Raw genomic sequence first — 25,885 nt, forward strand, 5'->3', positions numbered from 1 at the left:
ACGCCCGTGTTTGAGCACATCAAAGTACCCTTGGCTAAGTCCGCTTCTGGCCGAAAGCGGACTCAGGTCAACAGAAGAGACCTCCCCCGACCCTTGCCGCTATGGCTGTCCGCTTGAGATCCGCTGAGCGTTCGCACTGGGCGCCTGTTGCGCCAGTGTGGTGTGGTTCCGGCTGCTGGGCTACGGCGCCCGGCTGTTGGTGCTGGTGTTCAAGAAGCCGACCGCGTGGCGGGGGGGCTCGACAGCGCGATGACCGCCTTCGTGTTTGGACTAAGCCTTCTGCTGCTGCTCAAGCCACTACGGGTGAGCTTAGTGCACCAAGCAAGCCATCTTCACCCAGCGAAAGCAGCGGCCTGCGGACCGTCGATCTCAAGCTCCACAGCAAAGAGCCCGCCCGCCAAAGGCTGATCCTTCAACTGCTCCGAGGTCAGCTCGCCAAGCGCGCTGGTGATGTACAGCGTGCGCAGATCCTTGCCGCCGAAGCAGGCGCTGGTGATGAACTGCGTAGGCAACGTGACCTGACCAACAAGCGCCCCTGTCTCATCGTGGCGCGTGATCTTTGCGCCGCCCCAGCGGGCAATCCAGATGCAGCCGGCACTGTCGGTGACCATGCCATCGGGAGCGCCGTCGGCCTCGTCATGCTGCAGCCAGAGCTCAGCTGGGCCCAACTCACCGGTGTGCGGATCAAATGCATGACGCCAGGTACGCAGCGCACCGGTTTCGTTGAGAAACATCTGGGTCCCGTCGGCGGACCAGACTGGGCCGTTGCTGATATGGATGCCGTCGCGCATCCGTTCGCAGCGTCCCTCGTGGTAGCGGTACAACGCACCCGTTGCGGCCTCGCACTGGAAGTCCGTACTACCGATCCACCACCGCCCGGCGGCATCGCACTTTCCATCGTTCAAGCGATTGTCTGGCCTGTCCGGCTCCGGGCGATGCAGACGCTGCAGGTGCCCGGTTTCTGGATCGAACAGGGCCAGGTCCTGGCGCAGGCTGACCAGCAGGCCCGCATGCTCCCGGCGCTCGGCCAGCGCTGTGATTTCCTCATCGAAGGCCCAGCTTCTGCGCTGTCCATCGGCCGGCTTATAACGGTGCAGGCGACGGCCGAGGATATCGACGAAGTACACCGCCTGTTCGCGCACCGACCAGGTAGCGCCTTCGCCGAGGGTCGCGCCCAAAGGCCAGATGCAGTGTGCTTGGGCGGTGAGGGTGAGGGAGGGGTGGATCATGGGTTCAATGCGAGTCGCGGGTGACGCTATGACTGCTTCCACCAACGAGGATGTCAAGGTCGGCGCCCAGATGTGCCTGCTGCACATGGTCGACGTAGAGCCTGGCCCAGCCGCGGGTCGGCGCCGGCGGCGCGACCCACAGCGCACGGCGCCGCTCCAGTTCGACATCATCCACGTCCAGGTGCAGGCGACGATTGGGCACGTCCAGTTCGATGAAGTCGCCGTTCTGCACCAATGCCAGCGTGCCGCCGGCAGCGGCTTCGGGCGAGGTATGCAGCACAACGGTGCCGTACGCGGTGCCGCTCATGCGCGCGTCGGAAATGCGGATCAGGTCGGTGATGCCACGTTTGAGCAGCTTCGGCGGCAGCGGCATGTTTCCCACTTCGGCCATGCCCGGATAGCCGCGCGGACCGCAGTTCTTCAGCACCATGATGCAGGTTTCATCGATGTCCAGCGCCTCATCGTCGATGCGCGCCTTGAGGTCTTCGATGCTCTCGAACACCACTGCGCGACCGCGATGCTGCAGCAGGTGCGGTGAGGCGGCCGATGGCTTGATCACGGCGCCGTTGGGCGCCAGGTTGCCGCGGATCACGGCGATGCCGGCCTCGGGCTTGAACGGCTGATCCAATGGACGGATCACATCGCGGTTCCAGCACGGTGCGTCGGCAACGTTCTCGCCGAGCGTGCGCCCGTTGGCGGTGATTGCGTCCAGGTCCAGGTGCGGGGCAATTTCGCGCAGCACGGCGGGCAGGCCGCCAGCGTAGTAGAAGTCTTCCATCAGGTACTTGCCCGACGGCTTGAGGTTGACCAGGCAGGGCAGGCGTGAGCCGAGGCGATCCCAGTCTTCCAGTTCCAGCTTCACCCCAAGCCGTGCGGCCAGCGCCAGCAGGTGCATCACCGCGTTGGTGGAGCCACCGATCGCGGCGTTGGCCTTGATCGCGTTCTCGAACGCCGAGCGGGTAAGGATGCTGGACATGACCTGGTCTTCCTTGACCATCTCCACGATGCGTCGACCGGTCAGGTGGGCGAGGCGGAAGCGGCGTGAATCCACGGCCGGAATGGCGGCGTTTTCTGGTAGCGACATGCCCAGTGCTTCAACCATGCTGGCCATCGTCGAGGCGGTGCCCATGGTCATGCAGCTGCCCTTTGAGCGCTGCATGCTGGCCTCGGCTTCGACGAATTCTTGCTGGCTGAGGTCGCCGGCGCGCACCATCTCCGACATCTCGATGACACCCGTACCGGAGCCCACCGGATTACCGCGCCAGTTGCCGGACAGCGATGGGCCACCGGACAGTCCAATGGTTGGTAGATCGACACTGGCTGCACCCATCAGCAACGATGGCGTGGTCTTGTCACAGCCCATCAGTAGAACGACGCCGTCCAGCGGGTTGGCGCGGATAGATTCCTCCACGTCCATGCTGACCAGGTTGCGGAACAGCATCGCGGTCGGCTTGACCTGGGTTTCGCCCAGCGACATCACCGGGAACTCCACCGGCAGGCCGCCGGCTTCCCACACGCCGCGCTTCACATGCTCGGCAAGTTCGCGGAACGAGGCGTTGCACGGGGTCAACTCGGACCAGGTGTTGCAGATGCCGATTACGGGGCGACCATCGAAGACATCGTGGGGCAGTCCAAGGCTCTTGAGCCAGCTGCGGTAGTAGAAGCCTTGCTTGCCTTCCCGGCCGAACCAGTCCTGGCTGCGGCGGTTTGGCTGTTTCGGTGAGCCCATAGGAACGTAGATCCTTGCGACGAGGTGGTCGGGGGGATGGTCGAGCGATCAATGCAGATGAGGCGGCAACGAATCGCTTTACGGGAGCGGATGCTACAGGGCATATTGATGCGGTAAAAATGAAAGTATCGCCAAATGCGATATAAAAAAAGTTATCAATAGCCATGTATTTAAGTGGAGGCTTGCCCAGTGTTCATTGATCCATCCCCGGCCATCGTGCCGCAGTACCCCGATCTGCAGGGAAGAACCGTGTTCATCACCGGAGGTGGCAGCGGCATCGGTGCGGCGATGGTGGAGGCCTTCGCCAAGCAGGGTGCGCGCGTGGCTTTCATCGATATCGACGAGGCGGCCAGCGCGGCGTTGGCTGCGCGGCTGCAGGCTGATGGTGTGGCAGCACCGTGGTGGCGCCGTTGTGATGTGGTCGATGTGACAGCGCTGCAACAGGCCATCGCCGATGCCGGCGCCGCGCTGGGTGATGTGCACACGCTGATCAACAACGTCGGCAGCGATGACCGGCACGCGCTGGCCGAGGTGACGCCGGAGTACTGGGAGCGCCGCATTGCGATCAATCAGCGTCCGGCATTCTTTGCCATCCAGGCCGTAGTGCCGGGCATGCAGCGGTTGGGCGGTGGATCGATCGTCAACCTGGGGTCCACTGGCTGGCAGACCAAGACCGGTGGTTACCCGGTGTATGCCACGGCCAAATCGTCGGTGCAGGGACTGACCCGCGGGCTGGCACGCGAACTGGGCCAGCAGCGCATCCGCATCAACATGCTCACCCCGGGCTGGGTGATGACCGAGCGCCAGGTGGAGCTGTGGCTGGACGCGGCCGGTGAGCAGGACCTGCAGCGTAACCAGTGCCTGCCGGACAAGGTGGTGCCGGCCGACATCGCAGCGATGGCCTTGTTCCTCTCCTCTGACCAGTCGCGCGCGTGCACGGCGCAGGAGTTCGTGGTCGACGCCGGCTGGTCCTGAGCCTGGCAGTCATTGGTGGGCGCCCGTGAGGGGCGCCTGCCTTGTGCCGATCAGGCGGGCGCCAGACCGTAGACTTCGTTGGCTGCCTGCTTGATCGCCTGCAGCACGTTGGTCGCGCCGGGCGACAGCAGCCAGTCGCTGCGGGTGATGATGCCGAACGAATCCATCCGGCACGACAGCTCCACAGGCACGACCTCGACCATGCCGAACTCGGCGTAATGGCGGGCCACGTCGGTGGGCACCACGGCGAGGTAATCGCCCTGTTGCAGCATCTTGGTCAGGAACACCAGTGCGGCAGTGCCGATCACCTGCCGCGGCGGCTCCAGCCCGGCGCTCTGGAACATCAGCTCGAACCGATGGCGCAGCACGCTGCCTACCGGCGGCACGATCCAGCCGTGCGCAGCGAGGTCGCGCAGGCCGGGTCGCGTGATCTGGAAGATCGGATGGCCGCGGCGGGCGATGGCGCAGACTTCTTCTTCAGCCAGGGCCTCGTAGTGCAGCTGGCTTTTATCGTGCTGGGCAAACAGGCGGGAGACAAGGAAGTCCACGCGGTTCTGCGACAGCCGCTCCAGCAGCACATCGCTGCTTTCCACCAGCACCGACAGGCGCAGGTCGGGGTGCTGTTGCGTGACTCGGGCCAGCGCGGTGGGCAGCAGGGTTACCGACGGGCCGGAAATGGTGCCGATGGCCACCTGGCCGGCATGGCCGCCGCGCAGTGCTTCGATTTCGGCACCGGCTTCGCCCAGGCTGGCCAGCGCGATGCGTGCATGGCGGATCATGCTTTCGCCGTACCAGGTTGCGCGCATGCCGCGCGGCAATCGCTCGAACAGCGGTACCGCGATCATGTCCTCCAGGTCCTTGAGCAGCTTGGATGCAGCCGGCTGGGACATGTTCAACACTTCAGCGGCGCGGTGGATGTTGCCCTCTTCCTCGATGGCCACCAGCAGCATCAGTTGCCGGGTCTTGAGGCGGGCGCGCACGAACCAGGGTGATGTATGCATGAGGCCTGCACATATCCATTTAAGTATGATTGATTGGCAAATGTATATTTGTTGTGTATTGGTTGCAAGGGCAGAATCGGGTCTCCGGGTCTGCTTCCGATCCGGCGCGATCCTTCGGAAGGCGGGATTGCGTCCGGGAGCACCCGGCCTTCTTGGCTCCGGTGAACACAATGCGATTTATCCAGCTTGTTGATGATCTAGGCGCAACGCGTGTGGGCGTAGTGCTGGCAGATGGCCAGCAGGTACGCCTGCTTGACGCGGTTGATTCCACCTACGCCCTGGCCCTGCGCGCCATTGCCGCTGGCCAGGATCTGGAAGCTGCCGCAGCGCCCTTGCTGGGCGGCGAACTGCTGGAGTATGCCGCGCTGCTGGTTGCCGGTCGGGTGCTCAGCCCGCTGCACCATCCGGACCCGGCGCATTGCCTGGTCACCGGCACTGGCCTGACCCATCTGGGCAGTGCCGCCGCCCGCAATGCCATGCACCAGCAGTTGTCGCAGCAGGCCGAGGCGCCGCTGACCGATTCGATGCGCATGTTCCAGGCCGGCCTGCAGGGAGGCATTCCCACCAACGGTCAGCCTGGCGCGCAGCCGGAGTGGTTCTACAAGGGCGACGGTGCGATCGTGGTTGCACCGGGCGCGGCACTGCCGTCACCGGCCTTCGCGCTCGATGGAGGTGAAGAGCCGGAACTGGTCGGGCTGTACGTGATCGGTCCCGACGGCACCCCGCATCGGCTGGGCTTTGCCATCGGCAACGAGTTCTCCGACCACGTGACCGAGCGCCAGAACTATCTGCTGCTGGCGCACTCCAAGCTGCGCGCGTGCGCCATCGGCCCGGAACTGCGCAGTGGCGCCTTGCCGGCCGATCTGCAGGGCAGCAGCCGCATCCGTCGTGGCGATGTGGTGATCTGGGAGAAGCCCTTCGTCACTGGCGAGGCCAACATGTGCCATTCGTTGGCCAACCTCGAGTACCACCACTTCAAGTATCCCGGTCATCGCCGTCCAGGCGATGTGCACCTGCACTTCTTCGGCACCGCAACGCTGAGCTTTGCCGACAACGTGCGTGCCGAAGAAGGTGACGTGTTTGAAATCGAACTGCCCGCGCTCGGCGCAGCGCTCGTCAATCCGCTGCGCGCTGAATCCGCCGGCTTCGCCCTTGGCGGTGTTGGCGAGCTCTGAGCGGCAATGGTCAATGCAACAGGAGATAGTTCCGTGAACATGCGTTTCCAGAGTTACATCAACGGCCAGTGGGTCGTCGGCAGCAGCGAAGGCGTGGATGAAAACCCGTCTGATCTGGCGGCGCCGGTCGGTGCCTACGGCATCGTCGACGCCGCACTGACCTCGCAGGCGGTGGACGCCGCCGCGGCCGCTGCGCCGGCTTGGGGCCTGAGCAATCCGCAGCAGCGCGCCGACATCCTTGATGCGATCGGCAGCGAGATCATCGCCCGCCGTGATGAGCTGGGCCGCCTGCTGGCGCTGGAAGAGGGCAAGACGCTGGGCGAAAGCATCGGCGAGGCCACCCGTGCCGGGCAGATCTTCAAATTCTTTGCAGGTGAAGCGCTGCGCATCCCAGGCGAACGCCTGGCCAGCACGCGCCCGGGCGTGGACGTGGAAATCACCCGTGAGCCGGTCGGCGTGGTCGGCATCATCGCGCCGTGGAATTTCCCGCTGGCGATCCCCGCGTGGAAGATCGCCCCGGCCCTGGCTTACGGCAACACCGTGGTGTTCAAGCCGGCCGAGATAGTGCCGGGCTGCGCCTGGGCCATCGCCGAGATCATCAGCCGCGCCGGCCTGCCCGAAGGGGTATTCAACATGGTGCTGGGTGCAGGCCGCGTGGTTGGCCAGGCGCTGGTGGAGCACCCGAAGCTGGACGCGCTGACATTCACCGGTTCGGTGGGCACCGGCACGGCCCTGCATCGACAGGCGGCTGCGCGGGGGCTGAAGATCCAGATGGAAATGGGCGGTAAGAACCCGCTGGTGGTATTGGCCGACGCCGACCTCGACAAGGCCGTGGAATGCGCGGTAAATGGTGCGTTCTTTTCCACCGGCCAGCGTTGCACCGCGTCCAGCCGCCTGATCGTCGAAGACGGCATCCACGATGCCTTCGTCAAGCGGGTGCAGGAGCGCCTGGCACAGATCAAGGTGGGAAATCCACTTGATGCCAGCGTGCACATCGGTCCGGTGGCCAGCAAGGCGCAGTTGGATACCGACCTGGCCTACATCCGCGCTGGCCACGAAGACGGCGGCCAGTTGCTGTTCGGCGGCGAGCAGGTGCAGTGCGCTACCGAAGGCCATTTCCTTGCGCCGACGCTGTTTGCTGTCGAGGCCGACCATCGCATCGCCCGCGAGGAAATCTTCGGACCGGTGGCGGCGGTGCTGCGCGCACGTGATTACGAGCACGCCCTGGCGCTGGCCAACGACACCGAGTTCGGCCTGTGCGGTGGCATCGTCACCACCTCGCTGAAGTACGCCACGCACTTCAAGCGTAGCGCGCAGGTTGGCATGGTGATGGTCAACCTGCCCACTGCAGGTGTCGATCCGCATGTGCCGTTCGGCGGTCGCAAGGGCTCCAGCTACGGTCCGCGCGAGCAGGGCCGTTACGCCGTGGAGTTCTACACCACGGTCAAGACCGCCTACACCGCGGCCTGAACCCGTCCGGCAGGCGGAAGGGGCCTGCCGGCACATCAGGCACGTTGGCTGAACGGCCGCGTGTGTGATGGCCTGAAAATATGAGGGAGGGAAGATGGATACCAAACGCTTCGTTCTGAGCGCGGTGCTGGGCGCGTGCGCGCTGCTTGCCGGTTGCGGTGGCAACGGCAACGGTGCTGCCGGTACCACGCAGGCTACCATCGGCTTCAGCCAGGTGGGTGCGGAAAGCGAGTGGCGCACGGCCAATACCCGTTCGGTCAAACAGGGCCTGGAAGCGGCAGGCTTCCGCCTGAAGTTCTCCGATGCGCAGCAGAAGCAGGAAAACCAGATCAAGGCGATCCGCTCGTTCATTGCCCAGCGCGTGGATGTCATAGCCTTCTCGCCGGTGGTCGAATCGGGTTGGGAAAACGTGCTGCGCGAAGCGAAGGCCGCCAACATCCCGGTGGTGCTGACCGATCGCGCGGTCAAGGTGTCCGACAGCTCGCTGTACACCTCCCTGATCGGTTCGGATTTTGTCGAAGAAGGACGCCGTGCAGGTCGCTGGCTGATTGGGGACAGCAAGGAGCGCCCGGGCCCGGTACGCATCGCCGAGCTGCAGGGCACGGTAGGTTCTGCGCCGGCCATCGACCGCATGAAGGGTTTCCACGAAATCATCGACGCCGATCCGCGCTTCACCGTGGTGCGTTCGCAAAGTGGCGATTTCACCCGTGCGCGTGGCAAGGAAGTGATGGAGGCGTTCCTGAAATCGGAAGGCCGCAACATCGACGTGCTGTTCGCGCACAACGATGACATGGCCATCGGCGCCATCCAGGCCATCGAAGAGGCCGGCCTGAAACCGGGCCAGGACATCCGCATTGTCTCCATCGATGGTGTGCGTGGTGCCTTCGAGGCGATGAAGGCAGGCAAGCTCAACGCGACCGTCGAGTGCAACCCGCTGTTCGGCGACCAGCTGGCCGCGCTGCTGACCGATGTGGTGGCCGGCAAACAGGTACCGCACCGTGTGGTGGTCGAGGAAGGTGTGTTCACCCAGGACCAGGCTGCCGCCGAACTGCCGCGTCGCGGTTACTGAGGGGGAGGCGTCGGTGAACAATGACCACGGCAATGCAGTGCCTGTCCTGCAGGCACGAGGGATCGGCAAGTGCTTTGCCGGCACGGTCGCCCTGCAGGAGGTGGATCTGTGTCTGCGTGCAGGTGAGATCCATGCGCTGATGGGCCAGAACGGGGCCGGCAAGTCGACGCTGATCAAGGTGCTCACTGGCGTCATCGCCGGTGATCACGGGCAGATCGTGCTCGACGGCCAGCCGATTGCACCGGCAACGCCGCTACAGGCGCAAGCGCTTGGCATCAGCACGGTGTATCAGGAGGTGAACCTGTGCCCGAATCTGTCGGTGGCCGAGAATATCTTCGCCGGCCGATATCCGCGTCGCTTCGGCCTGGTGGACTGGAAACAGTTGCATGCGCGTGCCGAGGCCGTGTTGCAGGGCGTCGGCGTGCAGGTGGATGTGCGCAGCCCGCTGGGCAGCCATCCGGTGGCGGTGCAGCAGATGGTGGCGATTGCCCGCGCCGTGGATGTGTCCGCGCGCGTATTGATCCTCGATGAGCCCACCTCGAGCTTGGACGAGGATGAAGTGCAGGAGCTGTTCAGGGTGATGCGGCATCTGCGCGCGCAAGGCATGGCGATCCTGTTCGTCACCCATTTCCTGGATCAGGTGTATGCGGTCAGCGATCGCATCACCGTGCTGCGCAATGGCGGGCTTGTCGGTGAGTACTCGACCGCAGCGCTGCCGCAGGCAGCACTGGTATCAACCATGGTGGGACGTGAGGTAGCGCTGGGCGGTGGTCGTCATGCGGGTGCCGCACGTGCGCCGCGGGGCGCCACCGTGATCGAGCTGAAAGGACTGGCGCGCCGCGGTGCACTGCAGCCAGTCGACCTGACGGTACACGAGGGTGAAGTGCTGGCGCTGGCCGGCCTGCTGGGTTCGGGGCGCACCGAGTTCGCCCGTCTGCTGTTCGGCCTCGACCGCCCGGATGCTGGCCAGTTGCAGCTGGACGGCGAAGCAATGCAGTGGCGACATCCGGCCGATGCCATTGCTGCCGGCATTGCGTTGTGCCCTGAGGAACGCAAAACCGATGGAATCGTCGCCGAACTGAGCGTGCGCGAGAACATCATTCTGGCGTTGCAGGCGCGGCAAGGCTGGACCCGCGCGCTGGCGGCGGCAGAACAGCGCCGACTGGCCAGCCATTGGGTGCAGGCGCTGGGCATCAAGACGGCTGACATCGAGACGCCGATCAGCCTGCTCTCCGGTGGCAACCAGCAGAAGGTCGTGCTGGCGCGCTGGCTGCTGACCGCGCCGCGCCTGCTGGTGCTCGATGAACCGACCCGTGGCATCGACATCGCGGCCAAACAGGAAATCATGGATGAAGTGGCACGGCTGGCCGGGCAGGGCATGGCCGTGGTGTTGATCTCCGCTGAAATCGAAGAACTGATCCGCCTCGGTGATCGCATCGCGGTATTGCGAGAGCGCCACATGGCCGGCGTACTGCCTGGTGGCAGCAGCCAGGCGCAAGTGCTGGAACTCATTGCCGGGCACGAGACGAGGGCCGCCTGATGTCTGCATCTTCTTCCCGTGCAAGTATGCCGCTCGCGGTACCGCGTGCGGCATGGCGCAACGTGATTGCATGGCCGTTGTTCTGGCCGCTGCTGACGTTGTTGCTGCTGTTGGCAGGCAATGGCCTGTTCAACCCCGGTTTCCTGCACCTGCAATGGCGCGACGGCCATCTGTACGGCAACCTGATCGACATTCTCAACCGCGCCGCACCGCTGATGCTGGTGGCAATGGGCATGACCCTGGTCATCGCCGTGCGCGGCCTGGACATCTCCGTTGGCGCGGTGCTGGCCATCGCCGCCACCGTGGCGACCTGGACACTGGGCCAGGCGCTCACCGCCCGCCTGGGCGGGCCGTGGCCGCTGCTGCTGGCCATCGCCGCTGCGTTGCTGGCGGCGCTGTTGTGTGGGCTGTGGAACGGTGCCCTGGTGGTCAGAGCAGGGATGCAGCCGATCATTGCCACGCTGGTGCTGATGGTGGCCGGGCGCGGTATCGCGCAGCTGATCAGTGACGGACAGATCCTCACCGTCTACTACGCGCCTTATGCCTGGCTCGGCACCGGCTTCCTGCTTGGCCTGCCGGTGCCGGTCTGGATCTCGCTGGTGGTGCTGGCAGCGCTGTTGCTGCTGCTTTCGCGTACGGCGCTGGGCCTGTTTCTGCGCGCCATCGGCCACAACCCGGCCGCCGCCCATGGTGCGGGCATCCGTACCCGCAGCATCACCCTGGCGGTCTATGTGTTCTGTGCCTTGTGCGCCGGTATCGCGGGTCTGCTGGTCAGTGCCAACGTCAGCAGTGCCGATGCCAACAGCGCCGGGCAGTTGTTCGAGCTGGACGCGATCCTCGCGGTGAGCCTGGGAGGCACATTGCTCGGCGGCGGTCGGTTCAGCCTGGCCGGCAGCGTCATCGGTGCGCTGATCATCCAGACCCTGACCTCGACCATCTATGCCATCGGCATGGCGCCACAGGTCAACCTGCTGGTCAAGGCGCTGCTGGTGTTTGCAGTGATGCTGCTGCAGTCCAGCCAGTTCCGTGGCAGTGTGCGCAGCGTGTTCACGCGCGGCGGCAAGGAGGGCAGTCGATGAGCGCCGTTGACAGTCCGGTCCTGGCCGCACCGCGGGCGCGCCGCTGGCAGAGGGCGCATCTGCCGTTGATGGTGACCATCGCGCTGTTCCTGGCGATGTCGCTGGCCGGCGGGGTGATGTTCGATGGCTTCCTGTCACCGCAGGTGTTCGCCAATCTGCTCATCGACAATGGTTTCCTGCTGATCGTCGCCGTGGGCATGACCTTCGTCATCCTCGCCGGCGGCATTGATCTTTCGGTGGGCGCGGTACTGGCCTTCTCCACTGTGATGCTGGCCGAGCTGGTGCAGCGCCACGGCTGCCCACCGCTGCTGGCCATCGCACTGGTGCTGGCGCTGGGCACCGGCTTTGGTGCGCTGATGGGCTGGTTGATCCAGCGCTACACATTGGCGCCTTTCGTGGTGACTCTGGCTGGCATGTTCCTGGCGCGTGGTGCGGCGACGCTGCTCAGCGTCGATTCAATCAACATCGACCAACCGCTGCTGGTGGCCGTGGCCAGCGTGCGCGTGCCTGTGTTGCCCGGTGCGTCGCTGACCCTCGGCGCCTGCATCGCGATCGTGGTGGTGCTGGCCGGTGTACTGCTGGCCGGCTGGACCCGCTTTGGCCGCGCGGTCTATGCCGTGGGTGGAAATCCTGCTTCGGCGAGACTGATGGGACTGCCCGTGCCGCGTACGGTGGTCTCGGTCTATGCGTTGAGTGGCTTCTGCGCCGCCCTGGCCGGCGTGGTCTATGCGCTCTACATGCTGTCCGGCTACAGCCAGCACGCTCTGGGGCTGGAGCTGGATGCCATCGCCGCCGTGGTTATCGGCGGCACGCTGCTGGCCGGTGGCCGCGGTCACGTGTCGGGCACGCTGTTCGGCGTGTTGATACTGGGCCAGATACAGACCTTGATCGTGTTCGACGGAACGCTCAGCTCTTGGTGGACACGCATAGCCGTGGGTGTGCTGCTGCTGGTGTTCTGCCTTCTGCAACGTGTGCTGGCCGGTGGCCGCCATCCACAGGGAGAGTATTTGTGAGCCAGGTAGGCACGCCGGACCCATTCGGCCAGCGCTGGAGCCGACGTGACATCCTGCAGGTGGGGGCGGCCAGCGCCGCTGCCGTCACCGCCTCGGTGGCCTTGCCTGCGTCGGCCGCCGCCGTACCTGCGCCACCGGCACGCGGCGCGGTGGTGCACTGGCACGAGCAGCCGTTCGCGCTGGATCAGGTAACCCTGCTGGAGGGCCCTTTCCTGCAGGCCCAGCAGCGTAATCGCCGTTTCCTGATGTCGCTGCCCAATGAGCGCCTCCTGCACAGCTTCCGTCTTACCGCTGGGCTGCCTTCGAACGCCGAGCCCCTGGGCGGCTGGGAGTCCCCCCACTGCGAGATCCGCGGGCACTTCAGCGGCGGCCATTACCTGTCTGCCTGTGCGTTGCTGCATGCCTCCACCGGTGACGAGGCGCTCAAGCGCAAGGCCGATGCCCTGGTCGACGGACTGGCGCGCTGCCAAGCCGCCGATGGCTATCTCGGGGCCTATCCGGCCGAGTTCTACGACCGTCTGGCAGCAGGCACCGAAGTGTGGGTTCCGATCTACACCCTGCACAAGATCATCGCCGGCCACCTGGACATGGCGCGCCATTGCGGCAACGCGCAGGCGCTGCGCACCGCGACCCGTCTGGCCGATTGGCTGGGTGCGTGGATGGACCAGTTCGACGACGCGCGCTGGCTGGATATCCTGAAAGTGGAGTTTGGCGGCGTACACGAATCGCTGCTGGAAATGTACCTGCAGACCGGCAAGGACGATTATCGCCGCTGGGCTGCGCGCTATGATCAGCCCAGCCTGCTGCAGCCACTGCGCGAGCGCCGTGACGCGCTGGACGGCCTGCATGCCAATACCCAGATCCCCAAGATCGTGGCCAGCGCTCGTGCTTACGAAGTTACCGGTGACCTGGAGCAGCGCGGCCTGGCCGAGTACTTCTGGCAGCAGGTGGTCGAACACCACACCTACTGCACCGGTGGCACCAGCGATTACGAGCACTTCGGCCGCCCCGACCATCTCGCCGGCCGTCTCAGTGGCCACAGCCACGAGTGCTGCTGCAGCTACAACATGCTCAAGCTGACTCGGCACCTGCATGGCTGGAAGCCCGATGCACGCTACATGGACTACTACGAACGGGTGATGTTCAACGCGCGCCTGGGAACCCAGGACGCCAGCGGCATGATGATGTACTTCGTGCCCATGGATGCCGGCTACTGGAAGCTGTTCAACACACCCGATGCCTCGTTCTGGTGCTGCACCGGCACCGGTGCCGAGGATTTTGCCAAGACCCAGGACACCATCTACTTCCACGACGATGCCGGGCTGAGCGTCAACCTGTACATCGCCTCGCGGCTGGACTGGCCCGAGCGCGGCCTGCGCCTGACCCAGCAGACCCGTTTCCCGGAAGAGCAGGGCAGTACGCTGCGCTTTGAACTGCGTTCGCCCCAGCAGCTGACACTGCGTCTGCGCATTCCCGGCTGGGCAACGGGTGCGCGTCTGCGCCTGAACGGTGTGCTGCAGGATCTGCCGCTATCGCCCGGCAGCTATGCCAGCCTGCAGCGCCGCTTCGTCGATGGTGACGTCGTGCAGTTGGAGCTGCCGATGGCGCTGCACGCTGCGCCGCTGTCGGATGAGCCCAGCCTGCAGGCCATGATGTTCGGACCGCTGGTGCTGGCCGCGCGCCTGGGCACCGAGGACATTCCCGCTTCGCAGTTGCACGTCTCCGATCAGCGGCCCTCGCTCAACCGCATCCATGGCCAGCAGCTGCCGACGGCCTACCAGCACGGCAACGCCGCATGGGTCACTGCGCGGCCCGAGCAGGCACGGGTGTTCGAGGCTGAAGGCATCGATGGCACGGTGGAGCTGGTGCCGTTCTACCAGGTCCTGCATGAGCGCTATTCAGTCTATCTGCGGGTGCGTCCCAGGTGGGAAAAGCTGGCGCAGTTCTGAGGCGTTACCGCAGCGCGCCGTTGGTCGCATTCGCAGCAGGCATGGATGGAGATACTCTCGCCATCCATGCGCACGAAAACCGGAACAGAGTCCTTTGAAATGAGCTGAACAACGAAAAAGAGCACCGGCGTGGAGGGCACGGCCGAGGCAAGCCAAGCAATGCAGGAGCTCAAGAGGAGGGCGCATGCAGAACCAGAAACTAAGCGTGGTCGAGAAGATCGGCTACGGTGCCGGCGACATGGCGGTGAACGTGGTCATCTCGTCGATGATGCTGATCATCACGTTCTTCTACACCGACATCTACGGTCTGAAGCCCACCGACGTGGCGCTGCTGTTCATCGTGGTGCGCTTGATCGATGCGTTCGCCGATCCGTTGATGGGCGTGTTCACCGACCGCCACACCACGCGTTGGGGTCGCTACCGGCCCTATTTCCTGGTCATGGCGGTGCCATTTGGTATTTCGGTGTTCCTGACCTTCACCACACCTGACCTCTCCTACAACCTGAAGCTGGCCTGGGCCTACGCGACCTATCTGCTGGTGATGCTGATCTTTACCGTGGTGACCATTCCGTACATCTCGCTGATCGGTGTATTGACCGCCGATCCGCAGCAGCGCCTGTCCGCCAATGGTTACCGGCTGTTCTTCGCCAAGGTGGCGGCCTTCCTGGTCACCATCGTGGTACCGCAGTTGGCCGTGGCCTGGAGCAGCGACGGCAACCTTGCCGACGGCTACAAATGGGCGATGGGGCTGATGGGGCTGATGGCCACGGTGCTGTTCCTGTTCTGCTTTGCCAGCACCAGGGAGCGCATCCAGCACGAGGTGGACCGCAAGCCGGTGCGCGAGCAGGTCAAGCTGATGCTGCGCAACGACCAGTGGCTGGTGCTGGCCGCGGTCTGCGTGATCGGCACCATTGGCTACGTGATCCGTGGTTCGGTGGCAGCCTATTACGCCAAGTACTTCCTCGGCGGTGATGCTGCACTGATGTCGGCGTTCATGGCGACGGGTGTAGTTGCAGCGATCCTGGCGATGGTCGCCTCGACCTGGATCACCAAGGTGTACTGCAAGATCAAACTGTTCCGCTACAGCCAGTTGGCGGTCGGTGTGCTCAGCGTGGCTATGTATCTGCTGGTCAAGCCGGGCGACACCGTGCTGGCATTCTTCCTCTACTTCCTGATCTGTTTCGTGGTCGATCTGCATGCCCCGGTGTTCTGGTCGGCCATCGCCGAGGCCGTGGACTATGGCCATGCCCGCAGCGGCAAGCGTGTGGCAGGCATGTCCTTCGGTGGCATCTCGTTCTGCCAGAAGGCCGGCATGGGCGTGGCCGGTGCCATCGTCGGCGTGCTGTTGGCTGCCTTCGGTTACGTACCTGACCAAGCCCAGAGCGCGCTGTCGTTAACCGGCATCGCGCTGATGCTGACCATCATCCCCGGTGTGTTCCATGCACTGATGGGCGCACTGATGTTCCGTTACCGCATCACCGACGAGTACTACCGCGTGATGAAGGAGCAGATCGTTCCCGAACAGGCGCCAGCAGGCGGCGGACACACGCCACTGCCGATCTCCCAACGCACCACGGAATGCATGCCATGACCCATAGCAATCCCTTCATCCTCAACCGCGCGGACCCCTTCGTGCTGCGCGAAGACGGCTACTACCACTTCACCGCCTCGGTGCCGGAGTACGACCGTATCGTGCTGCGTCGTTCGCCGACCCTGCAGGGCCTGGTCGACGCTGAGGAGCGCGTGCTGTGGCGCGCACCGGCCGAAGGCGCCTGGAGCCAGTTGATCTGGGCCCCTGAAGTGCACCGCTTCGAAAGCGGCTGGTACGTATACTTCGCCGCCGCGCCGACCCGCGAGATCAAGGACGCGCTGTTCCAGCACCGCATGTATGCCCTGCGCTGTGCAGATGCCGATCCGATGACCGGCACCTGGGTATTCGCCGGCCAGGTCGACAGTGGCATCGATGCGTTCTGCCTGGATGCCACGCGCTTCCGTCATCGCGGACAGGACTACTACCTGTGGGCGCAGAAGCATCCGGAAGTCGCCGGCAACTCCAACTTGTACATCGCACCTTTGGTCACCCCGACGACGCTGGGTGGGGAACCGGTGCTGCTCACGCGTCCCGAGCTGGACTGGGAAGTGCAGGGCTTTGCGGTCAATGAAGGCCCCGCCGTGCTGGTGCGCAATGACAAGGTGTTCATTACCTATTCGGCCAGCGCCACCGACGAGCGCTATGCCATGGGGTTGTTGTGGGCCGATGCCGAGGCCGACCTGCTCGACCCGACAAGCTGGAGCAAGTCCTCCACGCCGGTGTTCAGCAGCGATGCCGAACGCGGGGTCTTCGGTCCAGGACACAACAGTTTCACCACCAGCGAAGACGGTCAGACCGATCTGATGGTGTACCACGCGCGCAACTATGTCGGCATCGAGGGTGACCCGTTGTGGAACCCGGATCGTCACGCCTGCGTGCAGCCGCTACAGTGGGACGCGCAGGGCATGCCGGTGTTTGGCCGCCCGCTGCGCGAGGTGCAGGCATGAACCGGCGTCCGTTGGGCGGGGTCCTGTGCCTGGCATTGGCCCTGCCGGCAGCCAGTGCGTGGGCGCAGCCGGTCAATGCGCCGCAGCCCGGCAACACCGACATGATGGACGCACCGCCGGTGGTCGTCGCCAACCGGGGGCCGACATCGGATGTGCTTGCGCATGACCCGGTGATCCAACGCCAGGGCGATACCTGGTACCTGTTCACCACCGGCCCGGGCATCAGCGTGTGGAGCTCCAGGGATCTGAAGAAGTGGGTGCAGCAGGCACCGGTATTCGCGCGCAGCCCGGCATGGACGGAACAGATCGTATCGGGCTTCAACGGCCATATCTGGGCGCCGGAGATCTCCTTCCACAACGGCGTGTACACGCTGTACTACTCGATCTCCTCCGGCGGTAAGAACACCTCGGCGATCGGCGTGGCCACCAACACCACGCTGAATCCGGCCGATCCGGCTTTCCAGTGGGTGGACCACGGCACGCTGTTGCGTTCCATCCCGCAGCGTGATCTGTGGAATGCCATTGATGGCAATCCCATCGACGATGTCGACGGCACGCCGTGGCTTTCGTTTGGCTCGTTCTGGGGCGGGCTGAAGCTGGTCAAGCTGGGCGCCGACCGTCGCAGCCTGGCCGAGCCGCAGGAGTGGCATACCATTGCCAAGCGTGAGCGCTCGATCCTGATCGATGATGCCGAGCCGGAGCCCGCAGCACTGGAAGCACCGCATATCGTGCGGCATGACGGCTGGTTCTATCTGTACCTGTCCTGGGACCACTGCTGCCGTGGCATCAAGAGTGATTACCGGGTGATGGTCGGCCGCTCGCGCAGCCTGCAGGGCCCGTACCTGGATCACGAAGGCAAGCGACTTGACCAGGGCGGTGGCACCGAAGTACTGCGCGGCAACAGCCGTTGGATCGGCCCGGGCCACAACAGCGTGCTGAGCGACGGCGGCAAGGACTACTTGGTGTTCCATGCATACGATCCCAAGGACAACGGCCTGCCCAAGCTGCAGCTGCTGCCGCTGACCTATGATCGCGAAGGTTGGCCACAGGCTTCATTCAAGTGAGTCAGAAGACCCCGCTTTGGCGGGGTTCTTCATAGGCGGTAGTGATGGGCCAGGCCCGTCACCCAGCAGTAGCGGCGACGCCCTGCAGAACAGGACGGCAGAAGGTGGTGCTGAGGTCGCGATGAAGATGCCTAAGCCAGCCCCCTACGCAGAGATCATGGGTAGCGCCGCTGTACGAAACAGAAGTCGTTTTGGTCTTCATGGCCGCCCTCGCTTAGCCATGTGCTCGATCGCAGTAAGCCTGCGCCGCGAGAATGGCCAGACTGGAGGACATGCCAGGGTGGCGTTCAATATAGTCAATTGCAATGTTGAGCGTCAGTCGCTTTCAGGCAAGTGAGAAAAGAGAATCCGTAATTTGCGCGTGCGCTGACCGCGAATGAAGTCGTGGCGATAAAATGGCGAACCTTCAGCGGGTGATCAACCATGAAACCCGCGCTTGGTTGGCACGCCCGAGTTGGCAATGGTGGACGTTTCTCGGTGACGGATGCCGTATGTGTCACCTGGCGGCACAAGGAACATCCATCCCACCCTCGCAGCCGGCCGGAGAGGTGCCGGCTGCGAGGTCCTGCAGTCCTTACTGCAGCTTCAACATCACGATCGCCTTGGCTGGCAGTTGCACCTGCAGTGAACGGCCATCGAGGCTGGCGCCGGTGAAGGCCTGCGGTACTACTTCATCCGGCCTATCAAAGGTGTTCAACGAGGTGATCGCCCGCGCACTCAGGATCTGCCCGCTCACCGAGGTGGCCGAGGCCAGACCATCGACCTGCACGCTCACGCTGGCGGCGTTGTCCGGATCCAGGTTGGTCAGGGCGACATAGACATGCCCATCCCTGGCCTTCACCGCCGAACCATGCACCGCCGGCACCGTGTACTTGCCGTGCGTGTACTTGGGCGCCTGCAACTGCATCGGCAGGTGGGTTGCATCCTGGTAAGGCTTGTACATCGCAAACACGTGGTAGGTCGGTGTCAACAGCATGCGGTTGCCATCGGTGAGGATCATCGCCTGCAGCACGTTGATCATCTGCGCGATGTTGGCCATGCGTACGCGGTCGGCGTGCTGGGTGAAGATGTCCAGTGTCAACGAGGCAACCATCGCATCACGCAGCGTGTTCTGTTGGTGCAGGAAGCCAGGATTCACGCCTGGCACGCCCATGTACCAGGTGCCCCATTCGTCCACGACCAGGGCGACCTTCTTCTCTGGATCGTACTTGTCCATGATCGCGCTGTGCTTGCGGATCAGTTCGTCCATGCGCAGGGCTTCGGACAGGGTTTCGATCCAACCGTCTTCGTCGAAATCGGTGGACGAGGCGCGCGGCGGCCACTGCCCAGGCACCACGTAGTAATGCAGACTCAGGCCATCCATAAACTTGCCGGCCTCGCGCATCATCACTTCGGTCCAGTTGTAATCGTCCACATTGGCGCCGGGAGCGATCTTCAGGATCTTCTGGTCAGCCGGTGCCTTCACGAAGGTCTGGTAGCGACGGTAAAGATCCGCGGCGTACTCTGGGCGCATGTTGCCGCCGCAGCCCCACAGCTCGTTACCCACACCAAAGTAGGGTACTTTCCAGGGCTTATCGCGGCCGTTGGCACGACGTTCTTCGGCCAGCGTGGAGCGGGTCGGGGCGGTCATGTATTCCACCCATTGCGCCATCTCGTCGGCAGGTGCGTTGCCAACGTTGCCGGCGACGTAGGCGTCGGTACCCAGCAGTTCGGTGAACTCCATGAATTCATGGGTACCGAAGGCATTGTTCTCTTCCACGCCACCCCAGTGGGTGTTGATGCTGGTCGGGCGCTTCTCGCGCGGGCCGACGCCATCTCGCCAGTGGTATTCATCTGCGAAGCAGCCGCCCGGCCAGCGCACATTGGGCACCTCGATGGCCTTCAGAGCGGCCATCACATCGTTGCGATAGCCGCGTGTATTGGGGATCGGCGAATCCACGCCGACCCACAGGCCGCCATAGATGCCGGTGCCCAAGTGCTCGGCGAACTGGCCGAAGATGTGCTTGGATACCTGCGGGCCAGGCTGATCGGCCTTGAGTGTAGCGCGCACCTTGACCTCGGCGGCGTTGGCGAGGCCGCTGACCAGGGCCAGTGCGGCCAGCGCCAGAGGTAGCCGGCGCAACCACGGCCGACGGTTTCCGTTTGAATTGATGGGCATCAGTGTTCCTCCTGTTGCCATTGCATGCGGATCGGCAGGCCCGCCTCGGGTAATGCACCTGGTGGGCCCGCCGCCGGCCGCGGTGCAGGTTGGGAAAGGTCAGAACTGGTAGCGCAGGCCTACCGCATAGGTGCGGCTGAACATGCTGGTGCCCAGGTTGAACAACTGGCGGTTGCTGTAGTAATCCTGGTACTTCTCGCCGGTGAGGTTGGTCGCGTCCAGGGTCAGCACCAGCGAGGGCGTGGCTTGCCAGCTGAACTGTAGGTCCATGGAACCTTCGCCGGCCGACCACACCTGGGTGGGCATCGAGCAGCAGTAGTTGTAGCTGGTCAGGAACTTGTCGCGGTCCACCCACGACAGGCGCGAGGAGAAGCGGCCGCGCTCATACATCAGCACAACGCTGTAGGACCAGTCGGAGACGCCGATCAGCGGGTTGGCCTGGTAGCCCAGCAGTCGGGTGGAGTCCGCTTCGTCATACACCGGATCCTTGGATTCGCCGTCGATCCAGGTGTAGTTGCCCTGGATGCCAATGCCGCGCAGCCACTCGGGTACGTTGTCCGGAAAGTACTGAAAGCCCAGTTCAAGTCCCTTCAGCGTGCCTGCACCGGCATTCTGCGGTGAGGTCAGCACATAGTTGCCGTTGAGTTCCGGGCTGCGGTCGTCGACGGTGATGCTGCGGTCGGCGTTGAAGATGAAGCCATCGACATCGCGCAGGAAGGCCACGGCGTAGATGCTACTGCTCGCACTGAAGTAGTACTCCAGGGCCAGGTCGATGGTCTTGGCTTCCACCGGCGCCAGGTTGGGGTTGCCACTGGTGGCGTAGCCGAAGGTGGCCGCCGTGGAAGACGGGGGCGTCAGCACCATCGCCGGGTTGAGCTGGGCGAAGGCCGGGCGGCTGATCGTCTGGCCGTAGGCAAGGCGGGCCATCAGCTTTTCCGTGGCGTGCCAGCGCAGTACCGCGCTGGGCAGGACGTCGGTACGGCTCTTGCCCAATGAGGTCGGCACCCAGTCCTGGACGAGGCTGTTGTAGTTCATGTCTGTGCGGGCGCGCACCGCACGCACACCGACCTGTCCATCCAGCACGCCGACCGGCAGGTCGGTACTGAAGTCGGTCTGCAGATAGGCTGCGTAGGTGTCTTCCTCGATATCGAAGAAGCGTGCCGCGTCATACAACGGGCGGCCGCTGGAGAAGCCGTACAGGGCCCGCATTTCATCCGAGTGCGAGAGCAGGTATTTGTGGTCGGCGATGATCCAGCGCCGCGGGAAGTTGGCCTCACCGGAGTAGAACGACCCCGGGCTGGCACGGTACAGATCAGGATGCAGGGCCACGTCACGCTGGCTGGCACAGTTGGCCACCGCACCGCAGTCGGCCGAACGGTCACCCGCCTGCGATGTCGCGCTGCGGCGATCAAGGCGCACGCCGAATTTCAGTGCCTCGAAGAAGCCTGTGTCGAAACGGTATTCGCCATCGGCCTGCCAGGTTAGTGCATCACCTTTATCGCGGCCGTGCTGGTCGTAGTACCAGGCAAGGCCCCAGCCGCGCGGATCGGTCAGGTCGCTTTCGTCGATATCCGCGGTAGCGGGGTTGTCCGGGAATGACAGTGAGGGCGTACCCGAGCCTGCATTGTTGAAGTCCACCGCCATGCGGTGACGGACACTGCCCATGTCCAGGATCTGGTTGTGCCAGTCGTACTGCGAGGTCTGGTAGACCACTTCGGACTTCAGTTTGAAGCGTTCGGTGAACTCCCACTTGCCGCCCAACGCGTACTGGAAGGTATCGGTCTTGGCCGTGCGCGCCTGCGTGCTGGTGAAGATATAGGGGTTGTTGATGTAGTTTTCCTTGACCACGTTGCTGCCCGGATACAGCGCGCTGTCCTGGTAGCGGTCAGGGTTGTTGGCGAAGGCGAACAGCAGCGAGTTGGAATCGGTGTTGCGGTAGCCGTTGTAGAAGGCCTCGAAGGTGTACTCGGACCAGTCATTTGGCTTGAACTGCAGCGCCAGGTTGGCGGCCGGGCGTTTGCGTTCGCCAAAGCGGTTCCAGCCGCCCAGTGCATCGCGCAGCAGGACATACTCGCGCTGTGTACCATCGACAGCCAGGGCGGAGCCGGGAACGGTGGACAGCGGGGTACCGCGGTCGACGATGCGCTGGCCGTTGGCACCGAACTCGGGAACGCGCTGGTAGGTATCGGCGTAGTAGGGATCGGCCGAACCATTCCAGATGTTCTCGTCGCGGTAGTTGGTGCGCGCGTGGCTCAGGTTGAGCAGGGCACCGAACTCACCGACGCTGGTGGACCAGCGGTCGCTGAACAACGCATTGAGGTTGGGATCGAATTTTCCGGTGTTGCTGGCATGGATGCCGCGCGCGGCGACCGATACCTTGGAGTCCTCGAAATCCAGGGGACGATGGGTGCGGATATCGATCTGCCCGGCGATGCCCCCCTCCACCAGGTCGGCCGAGCGGGTCTTGTACACCGTCACTTCCGAAAGCAGGCTCGCCGGGATGTCGGCCAGTGCTACCGAGCGCCCGGTGGAGGTGAACATCTGCCGCCCGTTGATCGTGGTGGAGGCATCACCCAGACCGCGGATGGTCACCCCGGCCACCTCGCCACCGCCACGGCCGGTGGTCTGCACACCGGTAACCCGCTGCAGTGCCTCGACGACGTTGTTGTCGGGGAACTTGCCGATGTCTTCGGCAACGATGGCATCGACCACCTGGCGGGTAGCCTGCTTGATCGCCTGTGCCGAGATCAGGCTCTGGCGTACACCGCGCACTTCCACGGCGTCCAAGGCCACGGCATCCTCGGCGGCCGCGTCACGGCCAGCAGTCGACGGACTCTGCGCCAGGGCCGGGGTACTCAGCGCCAGGGCCAGGGCCAGCGGCAGCAGTGCGGGGGTAGGTTGGAAAGCACGTGCACAGTTCATTGCGTTTGACCCTCAGGCTGGAGTAGCGGGGAAAACGTCGTGCGTGGGGACGCGCGGGACCGCTGCAGGGCCGTCATGGCCCTGCAGTTGTAGTCGCGCGGGGAGGTTCAGAAGCGGAAGCGCAGGCCGAGCGAGAACGTACGTTCGGCCATGGCCAGATCGCGCGGGAACAGGCTTGGATCACTGCCGAAGTAGTTGCGGGTGACCTTGCCGAGCAGGTTGGTGGCTTCCAGCGAAACCGTCAGCGAGGGATCGATGTCGTAGCTCATCGACAGATCCAGATAGTCGGTGGGCGCAACGTAGATCGATTGCGGCTGGTCGCCACTGGCGGTATAGCTGAGTGCGTATTCGCTGCGCTTGTTCCAGGCTAGGCGGCTGGAGAAACCCCCGCGCTGGTACATCAGCACGGCGTTGTAGGCACGGTCGGAGACGTTGACCAGGTCCTGCTTCTCGCCTGTCGGCGAGCGGGTCTGTGCATCGATGAAGGTGGCGTTGAGCTGCACGCCGAAGCCGGACAGCCAGCCAGGCAACTGATCGAAGAACTGGGTATATGCCAGCTCGGCACCTTCCAGCGTGCCACGGCCGGTGTTGCGCGGACGGCTCACCGAGTAGATGACGCCGTTGATCAGCTCGTCATCGGCGTAGGTCTGGATGTAGCCATCGATGCTGCGTTTGAACACTGCGGCCGACAGCATCGAGCCCGGGCGGAAGTACCACTCCAGCGAGACATCGAGGTTCTCCGAAGTGATCGGTGCGAGGTCCGGATTACCGCCGGTGCCGGTGGCGGGCACGGTGTCGGTGGCCCGGTACAGCGACAGCTGCGGATTGAGGGCGGCAAAGCTGGGCAGGGTGATCGACTTGCCGTAGGTGGCGCGCAGCAGCAGGTTGTCGCGCAGGCCCAGATTGGCGCTGAAGCTGGGCAACACTTCGTCGTGGCGCTTGGACAGATTCACCGACGAAGACACACCGTCGAGTACGGTGGTGCCCGCCAGGTCCGATTCCATGCGCACCGCACGCACGCCGATCGCGCCATCCAACGGCAGGCCGCCCAGTTGCATCGAGTAGCGGCCCTGCAGGTAGGCGGCGTAGCTGTCTTCCTGGTCGTTGAAGTACAGCAGCGGGTTGGCTGCCGGCGCTGCGGGATTCTGTCCCATGGCGGTGCGGATCAGCCCTGAATTGCGCAGCAGGTAGCCACGGTCGGCGACCATCCACTGCGGCGTGGACGTGCGACGCTCACCATTGAGGAAGTTCGACGGAGTGGTCGAGGCCAGCCCGGCGAGCTGGTTGACGAACACCGTGTTGCCGCTGATGTTGGCCATGCCGCCGGTATCGGCAGCGACATTCAGGGCCTCGCGGCGGCTGGCACGCACGCCGGCATCGAGACCGGTGAATGGACCGGCATCGAGCTGCAGGGTCATGTCGGCCTTCCATGACCAGTCCTTGCCCTCCTGGCGGCTCCAGGCATCGAAGTACTGGTTCAGCCAGTACCGCGATGGATCGGTGACGTCCAGTGGACTGCCATCAGCGTTGCGTGCCTGCGCGTTGCTGGCCCCCCCGTTGCCGAAGTCCATCTCCAGCAGCGGCGCATTGAATGCCGTATCGAGGATGAAGCTGCGGTTGTCGGCCTTGCTGTAGGTATAGGCCAAGTCGCTGGAGAGGGTCATCCGCTCGCCGCGCCAGCGCCCACCGATCGCGCTCTGCCAGGTATCGGAGGAATTGGCGAAGGCCTGGTTGCTGGTCAGCGTGAACATGTCACGTGCGACCAAGTGTTCCACCACCTGGCTGCCGGGCTTGAGACCCATTTCCACGACATTGCCTGCGTTGACCAGGGTCGGCAGCGGAATCAGGAAGTTGACCTGGCTGTCGTTGTCGTACTTCGTATAGAAGTTCTCGAAGTACAGCTCGGTTGAATCGTTGGGCGCCCACTGCAGGGTCAGGTTGGCCGAGCTGCGCTTGCGGTCGCCAAGGGTGTAGATCGAGCCGATGGTGTCGGGGATGTAGACCTTCCCATCGCCACCGGTCGGGGCATCCTTCAGGCTGTAGATGCCGTTGAAGGTGTTGCTTTCCTGATAGTCCTGCGACTGGTAGGAGGCGCTGGCCATGATACCGAAGCGGCCATGGTCGCCATCCCACAGTTTGTTGATGGTCAGGCTGGCATTCGGGTCGGCCTGCTCGGAATTGCGGCTGTACACGGCACGCGCGCTGCCGGCGATGGTGAATGGCTGGTCGAAATCGAAGGGGCGGCGCAGGCGCACGTCGATCAGGCCACCAATACCGCCTTCGATGTTTTCCGCGCCGCTGGTCTTGTACACGTCCACGCGCTGCAGCAGGTCGGCCGGTATATCGGCCAGGGCCATGCTACGGCCGGTGGTGGTGAAGACGCTGCGGCCATTGAGTGTGGTCACCACGTCGGGCAGGCCACGCACCAGTACGGTACCGACTTCGCCGGCGCCACGCGCCACCTGCACGCCAGTGACGCGCTGCAGTGCAGCGGCTACGCTGTTGTCAGGCAGTTTGCCGATGTCTTCGGCAACGATCGAATCGGTGATCTGCGCGCTGTTCTGCTTGAGCGAAATGGCGCTGGCGATGCTGTTGCGCACCCCGCGCACCTGCACGGTATCCAGTTCGGTGGCGCCTTCCTGCCTGGTGCTGGCCTGCTGCGCGTGGGCGCTGCCGATGATGGCCAATGCCAATGCCAATGCCAGTGCGGCTGGCAGAGCGGCTGTGACCAGCGGCTTGCACCGCATGTTCTTGCTCACGATATGCATCGCGTTGAACCCCTCCCAGAGTTTCACTTGCAGGCGCGACCGGTGATACAGCCGCTGGTCCCGGTAGGCGGGATGAACGCCGCAGCGGAGCCGAGCATCGAATGTGGAACGGGTTCATTGGTTCTCACCCATCCCCCTCACCAGGCGCCATCGGTAGTGGCGACTGCCAATTGGCAGTGCAGGGGAGGATAGGACAGCGACTGATA

At 64.1% G+C, this 25,885-nt stretch carries 17 protein-coding genes and 1 pseudogene; 12 read left to right on the forward strand and 6 right to left on the reverse strand.

The window, feature by feature from the left end:
• Positions 1–97: 97 nt before the first annotated feature.
• Positions 98–300 (forward strand): annotated as a pseudogene (locus tag WKB25_RS04440) (LysE family transporter); the annotation flags it as partial.
• A 32-nt stretch (positions 301–332) separates the two neighbouring features.
• On the opposite strand, the gene WKB25_RS04445 reads toward WKB25_RS04440, so the two are convergent.
• On the reverse strand, positions 333–1,271 hold the full coding sequence (locus WKB25_RS04445; protein ID WP_340569123.1) for an SMP-30/gluconolactonase/LRE family protein: 939 nt from the start codon (positions 1,269–1,271) through the stop codon (positions 333–335).
• Positions 1,234–2,958 carry an IlvD/Edd family dehydratase gene (locus WKB25_RS04450; RefSeq protein WP_340568916.1) on the reverse strand — a complete coding sequence of 575 codons (1,725 nt, stop codon included), beginning with the start codon at positions 2,956–2,958 and terminating at the stop codon, positions 1,234–1,236. The genes WKB25_RS04445 and WKB25_RS04450 overlap by 38 nt, the downstream gene beginning before the upstream one ends.
• Positions 2,959–3,147: 189 nt before the next feature.
• On the opposite strand from WKB25_RS04450, the gene WKB25_RS04455 reads away from it, so the two are divergent.
• The gene (locus WKB25_RS04455; protein WP_340568917.1) at positions 3,148–3,933 is read left to right on the forward strand and encodes an SDR family oxidoreductase; all 786 of its coding nucleotides are present in this window, start codon (positions 3,148–3,150) and stop codon (positions 3,931–3,933) included.
• Positions 3,934–3,983: 50 nt separating this feature from the next.
• Here WKB25_RS04455 and WKB25_RS04460 read toward each other — a convergent pair whose 3' ends face one another.
• Entirely contained in the window at positions 3,984–4,934 is a 951-nt protein-coding gene (locus tag WKB25_RS04460) for a LysR family transcriptional regulator (RefSeq protein ID WP_340568918.1), read from the reverse strand.
• A 170-nt stretch (positions 4,935–5,104) separates the two neighbouring features.
• Here WKB25_RS04460 and araD1 point away from each other — a divergent pair, with 170 nt between their 5' ends.
• From araD1 to WKB25_RS04510, 10 genes are all read left to right on the forward strand, one after another.
• Complete coding sequence (gene araD1 / locus WKB25_RS04465; protein ID WP_340568919.1) at positions 5,105–6,109, forward strand: AraD1 family protein; 1,005 nt, start codon at positions 5,105–5,107, stop codon at positions 6,107–6,109.
• 39 nt (positions 6,110–6,148) lie between these two features.
• Positions 6,149–7,579, forward strand: coding sequence for an aldehyde dehydrogenase family protein (locus WKB25_RS04470; protein ID WP_340569125.1), 1,431 nt, complete (start codon positions 6,149–6,151; stop codon positions 7,577–7,579).
• Positions 7,580–7,673: 94 nt separating this feature from the next.
• The gene (locus WKB25_RS04475) at positions 7,674–8,648 is read left to right on the forward strand and encodes an ABC transporter substrate-binding protein (protein WP_340568920.1); all 975 of its coding nucleotides are present in this window, start codon (positions 7,674–7,676) and stop codon (positions 8,646–8,648) included.
• Positions 8,649–8,661: 13 nt separating this feature from the next.
• Positions 8,662–10,188, forward strand: coding sequence for a sugar ABC transporter ATP-binding protein (locus tag WKB25_RS04480; protein WP_340568921.1), 1,527 nt, complete (start codon positions 8,662–8,664; stop codon positions 10,186–10,188).
• Positions 10,189–10,214: 26 nt separating this feature from the next.
• Positions 10,215–11,267 (forward strand): ABC transporter permease, encoded by a 1,053-nt coding sequence (locus WKB25_RS04485; RefSeq protein ID WP_340568922.1) that lies wholly within the window; start codon positions 10,215–10,217, stop codon positions 11,265–11,267.
• Positions 11,264–12,280 (forward strand): galactofuranose ABC transporter, permease protein YjfF, encoded by a 1,017-nt coding sequence (yjfF, locus tag WKB25_RS04490; protein ID WP_340568923.1) that lies wholly within the window; start codon positions 11,264–11,266, stop codon positions 12,278–12,280. Before WKB25_RS04485 ends, yjfF begins: the two co-directional genes overlap by 4 nt.
• Positions 12,277–14,229, forward strand: a complete 1,953-nt coding sequence (locus tag WKB25_RS04495) for a glycoside hydrolase family 127 protein (protein ID WP_340568924.1) — start codon at positions 12,277–12,279, stop codon at positions 14,227–14,229. The genes yjfF and WKB25_RS04495 overlap by 4 nt, the downstream gene beginning before the upstream one ends.
• 184 nt (positions 14,230–14,413) lie before the next feature.
• Complete coding sequence (locus tag WKB25_RS04500; protein ID WP_340568925.1) at positions 14,414–15,820, forward strand: MFS transporter; 1,407 nt, start codon at positions 14,414–14,416, stop codon at positions 15,818–15,820.
• Positions 15,817–16,767 (forward strand): glycoside hydrolase family 43 protein, encoded by a 951-nt coding sequence (locus tag WKB25_RS04505; RefSeq protein ID WP_340568926.1) that lies wholly within the window; start codon positions 15,817–15,819, stop codon positions 16,765–16,767. Before WKB25_RS04500 ends, WKB25_RS04505 begins: the two co-directional genes overlap by 4 nt.
• Complete coding sequence (locus WKB25_RS04510) at positions 16,764–17,831, forward strand: arabinan endo-1,5-alpha-L-arabinosidase (RefSeq protein WP_340568927.1); 1,068 nt, start codon at positions 16,764–16,766, stop codon at positions 17,829–17,831. Before WKB25_RS04505 ends, WKB25_RS04510 begins: the two co-directional genes overlap by 4 nt.
• Before the next feature lie 574 nt (positions 17,832–18,405).
• On the opposite strand, the gene WKB25_RS04515 is transcribed toward WKB25_RS04510, so the two are convergent.
• The 3 genes from WKB25_RS04515 to WKB25_RS04525 all read right to left on the reverse strand — a co-directional run bounded on the left by WKB25_RS04515 (position 18,406) and on the right by WKB25_RS04525 (position 25,670).
• Complete coding sequence (locus WKB25_RS04515) at positions 18,406–19,989, reverse strand: alpha-N-arabinofuranosidase (protein WP_340568928.1); 1,584 nt, start codon at positions 19,987–19,989, stop codon at positions 18,406–18,408.
• A gap of 99 nt (positions 19,990–20,088) precedes the next feature.
• On the reverse strand, positions 20,089–22,911 hold the full coding sequence (locus tag WKB25_RS04520; protein WP_340568929.1) for a TonB-dependent receptor: 2,823 nt from the start codon (positions 22,909–22,911) through the stop codon (positions 20,089–20,091).
• A 107-nt stretch (positions 22,912–23,018) separates the two neighbouring features.
• A complete protein-coding gene (locus WKB25_RS04525; RefSeq protein ID WP_340568930.1) occupies positions 23,019–25,670 on the reverse strand; it encodes a TonB-dependent receptor in 2,652 nt (883 codons plus the stop codon).
• Positions 25,671–25,885 lie beyond the last annotated feature (215 nt).

It is taken from the genome of Stenotrophomonas sp. G106K1, from assembly GCF_037969685.1.
Taxonomy (GTDB): domain Bacteria; phylum Pseudomonadota; class Gammaproteobacteria; order Xanthomonadales; family Xanthomonadaceae; genus Stenotrophomonas; species Stenotrophomonas lactitubi.

What these genes read in the sequence shown, in the direction of transcription:
- araD1 (WP_340568919.1), top strand. Translation starts at nt 5,105, where the DNA reads ATGCGATTTATCCAGCTTGTTGATGATCTAGGCGCAACGCGTGTGGGC.
- WKB25_RS04515 (WP_340568928.1), bottom strand. Translation starts at nt 19,989, where the DNA reads ATGCCCATCAATTCAAACGGAAACCGTCGGCCGTGGTTGCGCCGGCTA.
- WKB25_RS04470 (WP_340569125.1), top strand. Translation starts at nt 6,149, where the DNA reads ATGCGTTTCCAGAGTTACATCAACGGCCAGTGGGTCGTCGGCAGCAGC.
- WKB25_RS04520 (WP_340568929.1), bottom strand. Translation starts at nt 22,911, where the DNA reads ATGAACTGTGCACGTGCTTTCCAACCTACCCCCGCACTGCTGCCGCTG.
- WKB25_RS04485 (WP_340568922.1), top strand. Translation starts at nt 10,215, where the DNA reads ATGCCGCTCGCGGTACCGCGTGCGGCATGGCGCAACGTGATTGCATGG.
- WKB25_RS04460 (WP_340568918.1), bottom strand. Translation starts at nt 4,934, where the DNA reads ATGCATACATCACCCTGGTTCGTGCGCGCCCGCCTCAAGACCCGGCAA.
- yjfF (WP_340568923.1), top strand. Translation starts at nt 11,264, where the DNA reads ATGAGCGCCGTTGACAGTCCGGTCCTGGCCGCACCGCGGGCGCGCCGC.
- WKB25_RS04450 (WP_340568916.1), bottom strand. Translation starts at nt 2,958, where the DNA reads ATGGGCTCACCGAAACAGCCAAACCGCCGCAGCCAGGACTGGTTCGGC.
- WKB25_RS04510 (WP_340568927.1), top strand. Translation starts at nt 16,764, where the DNA reads ATGAACCGGCGTCCGTTGGGCGGGGTCCTGTGCCTGGCATTGGCCCTG.
- WKB25_RS04500 (WP_340568925.1), top strand. Translation starts at nt 14,414, where the DNA reads ATGCAGAACCAGAAACTAAGCGTGGTCGAGAAGATCGGCTACGGTGCC.
- WKB25_RS04505 (WP_340568926.1), top strand. Translation starts at nt 15,817, where the DNA reads ATGACCCATAGCAATCCCTTCATCCTCAACCGCGCGGACCCCTTCGTG.
- WKB25_RS04475 (WP_340568920.1), top strand. Translation starts at nt 7,674, where the DNA reads ATGGATACCAAACGCTTCGTTCTGAGCGCGGTGCTGGGCGCGTGCGCG.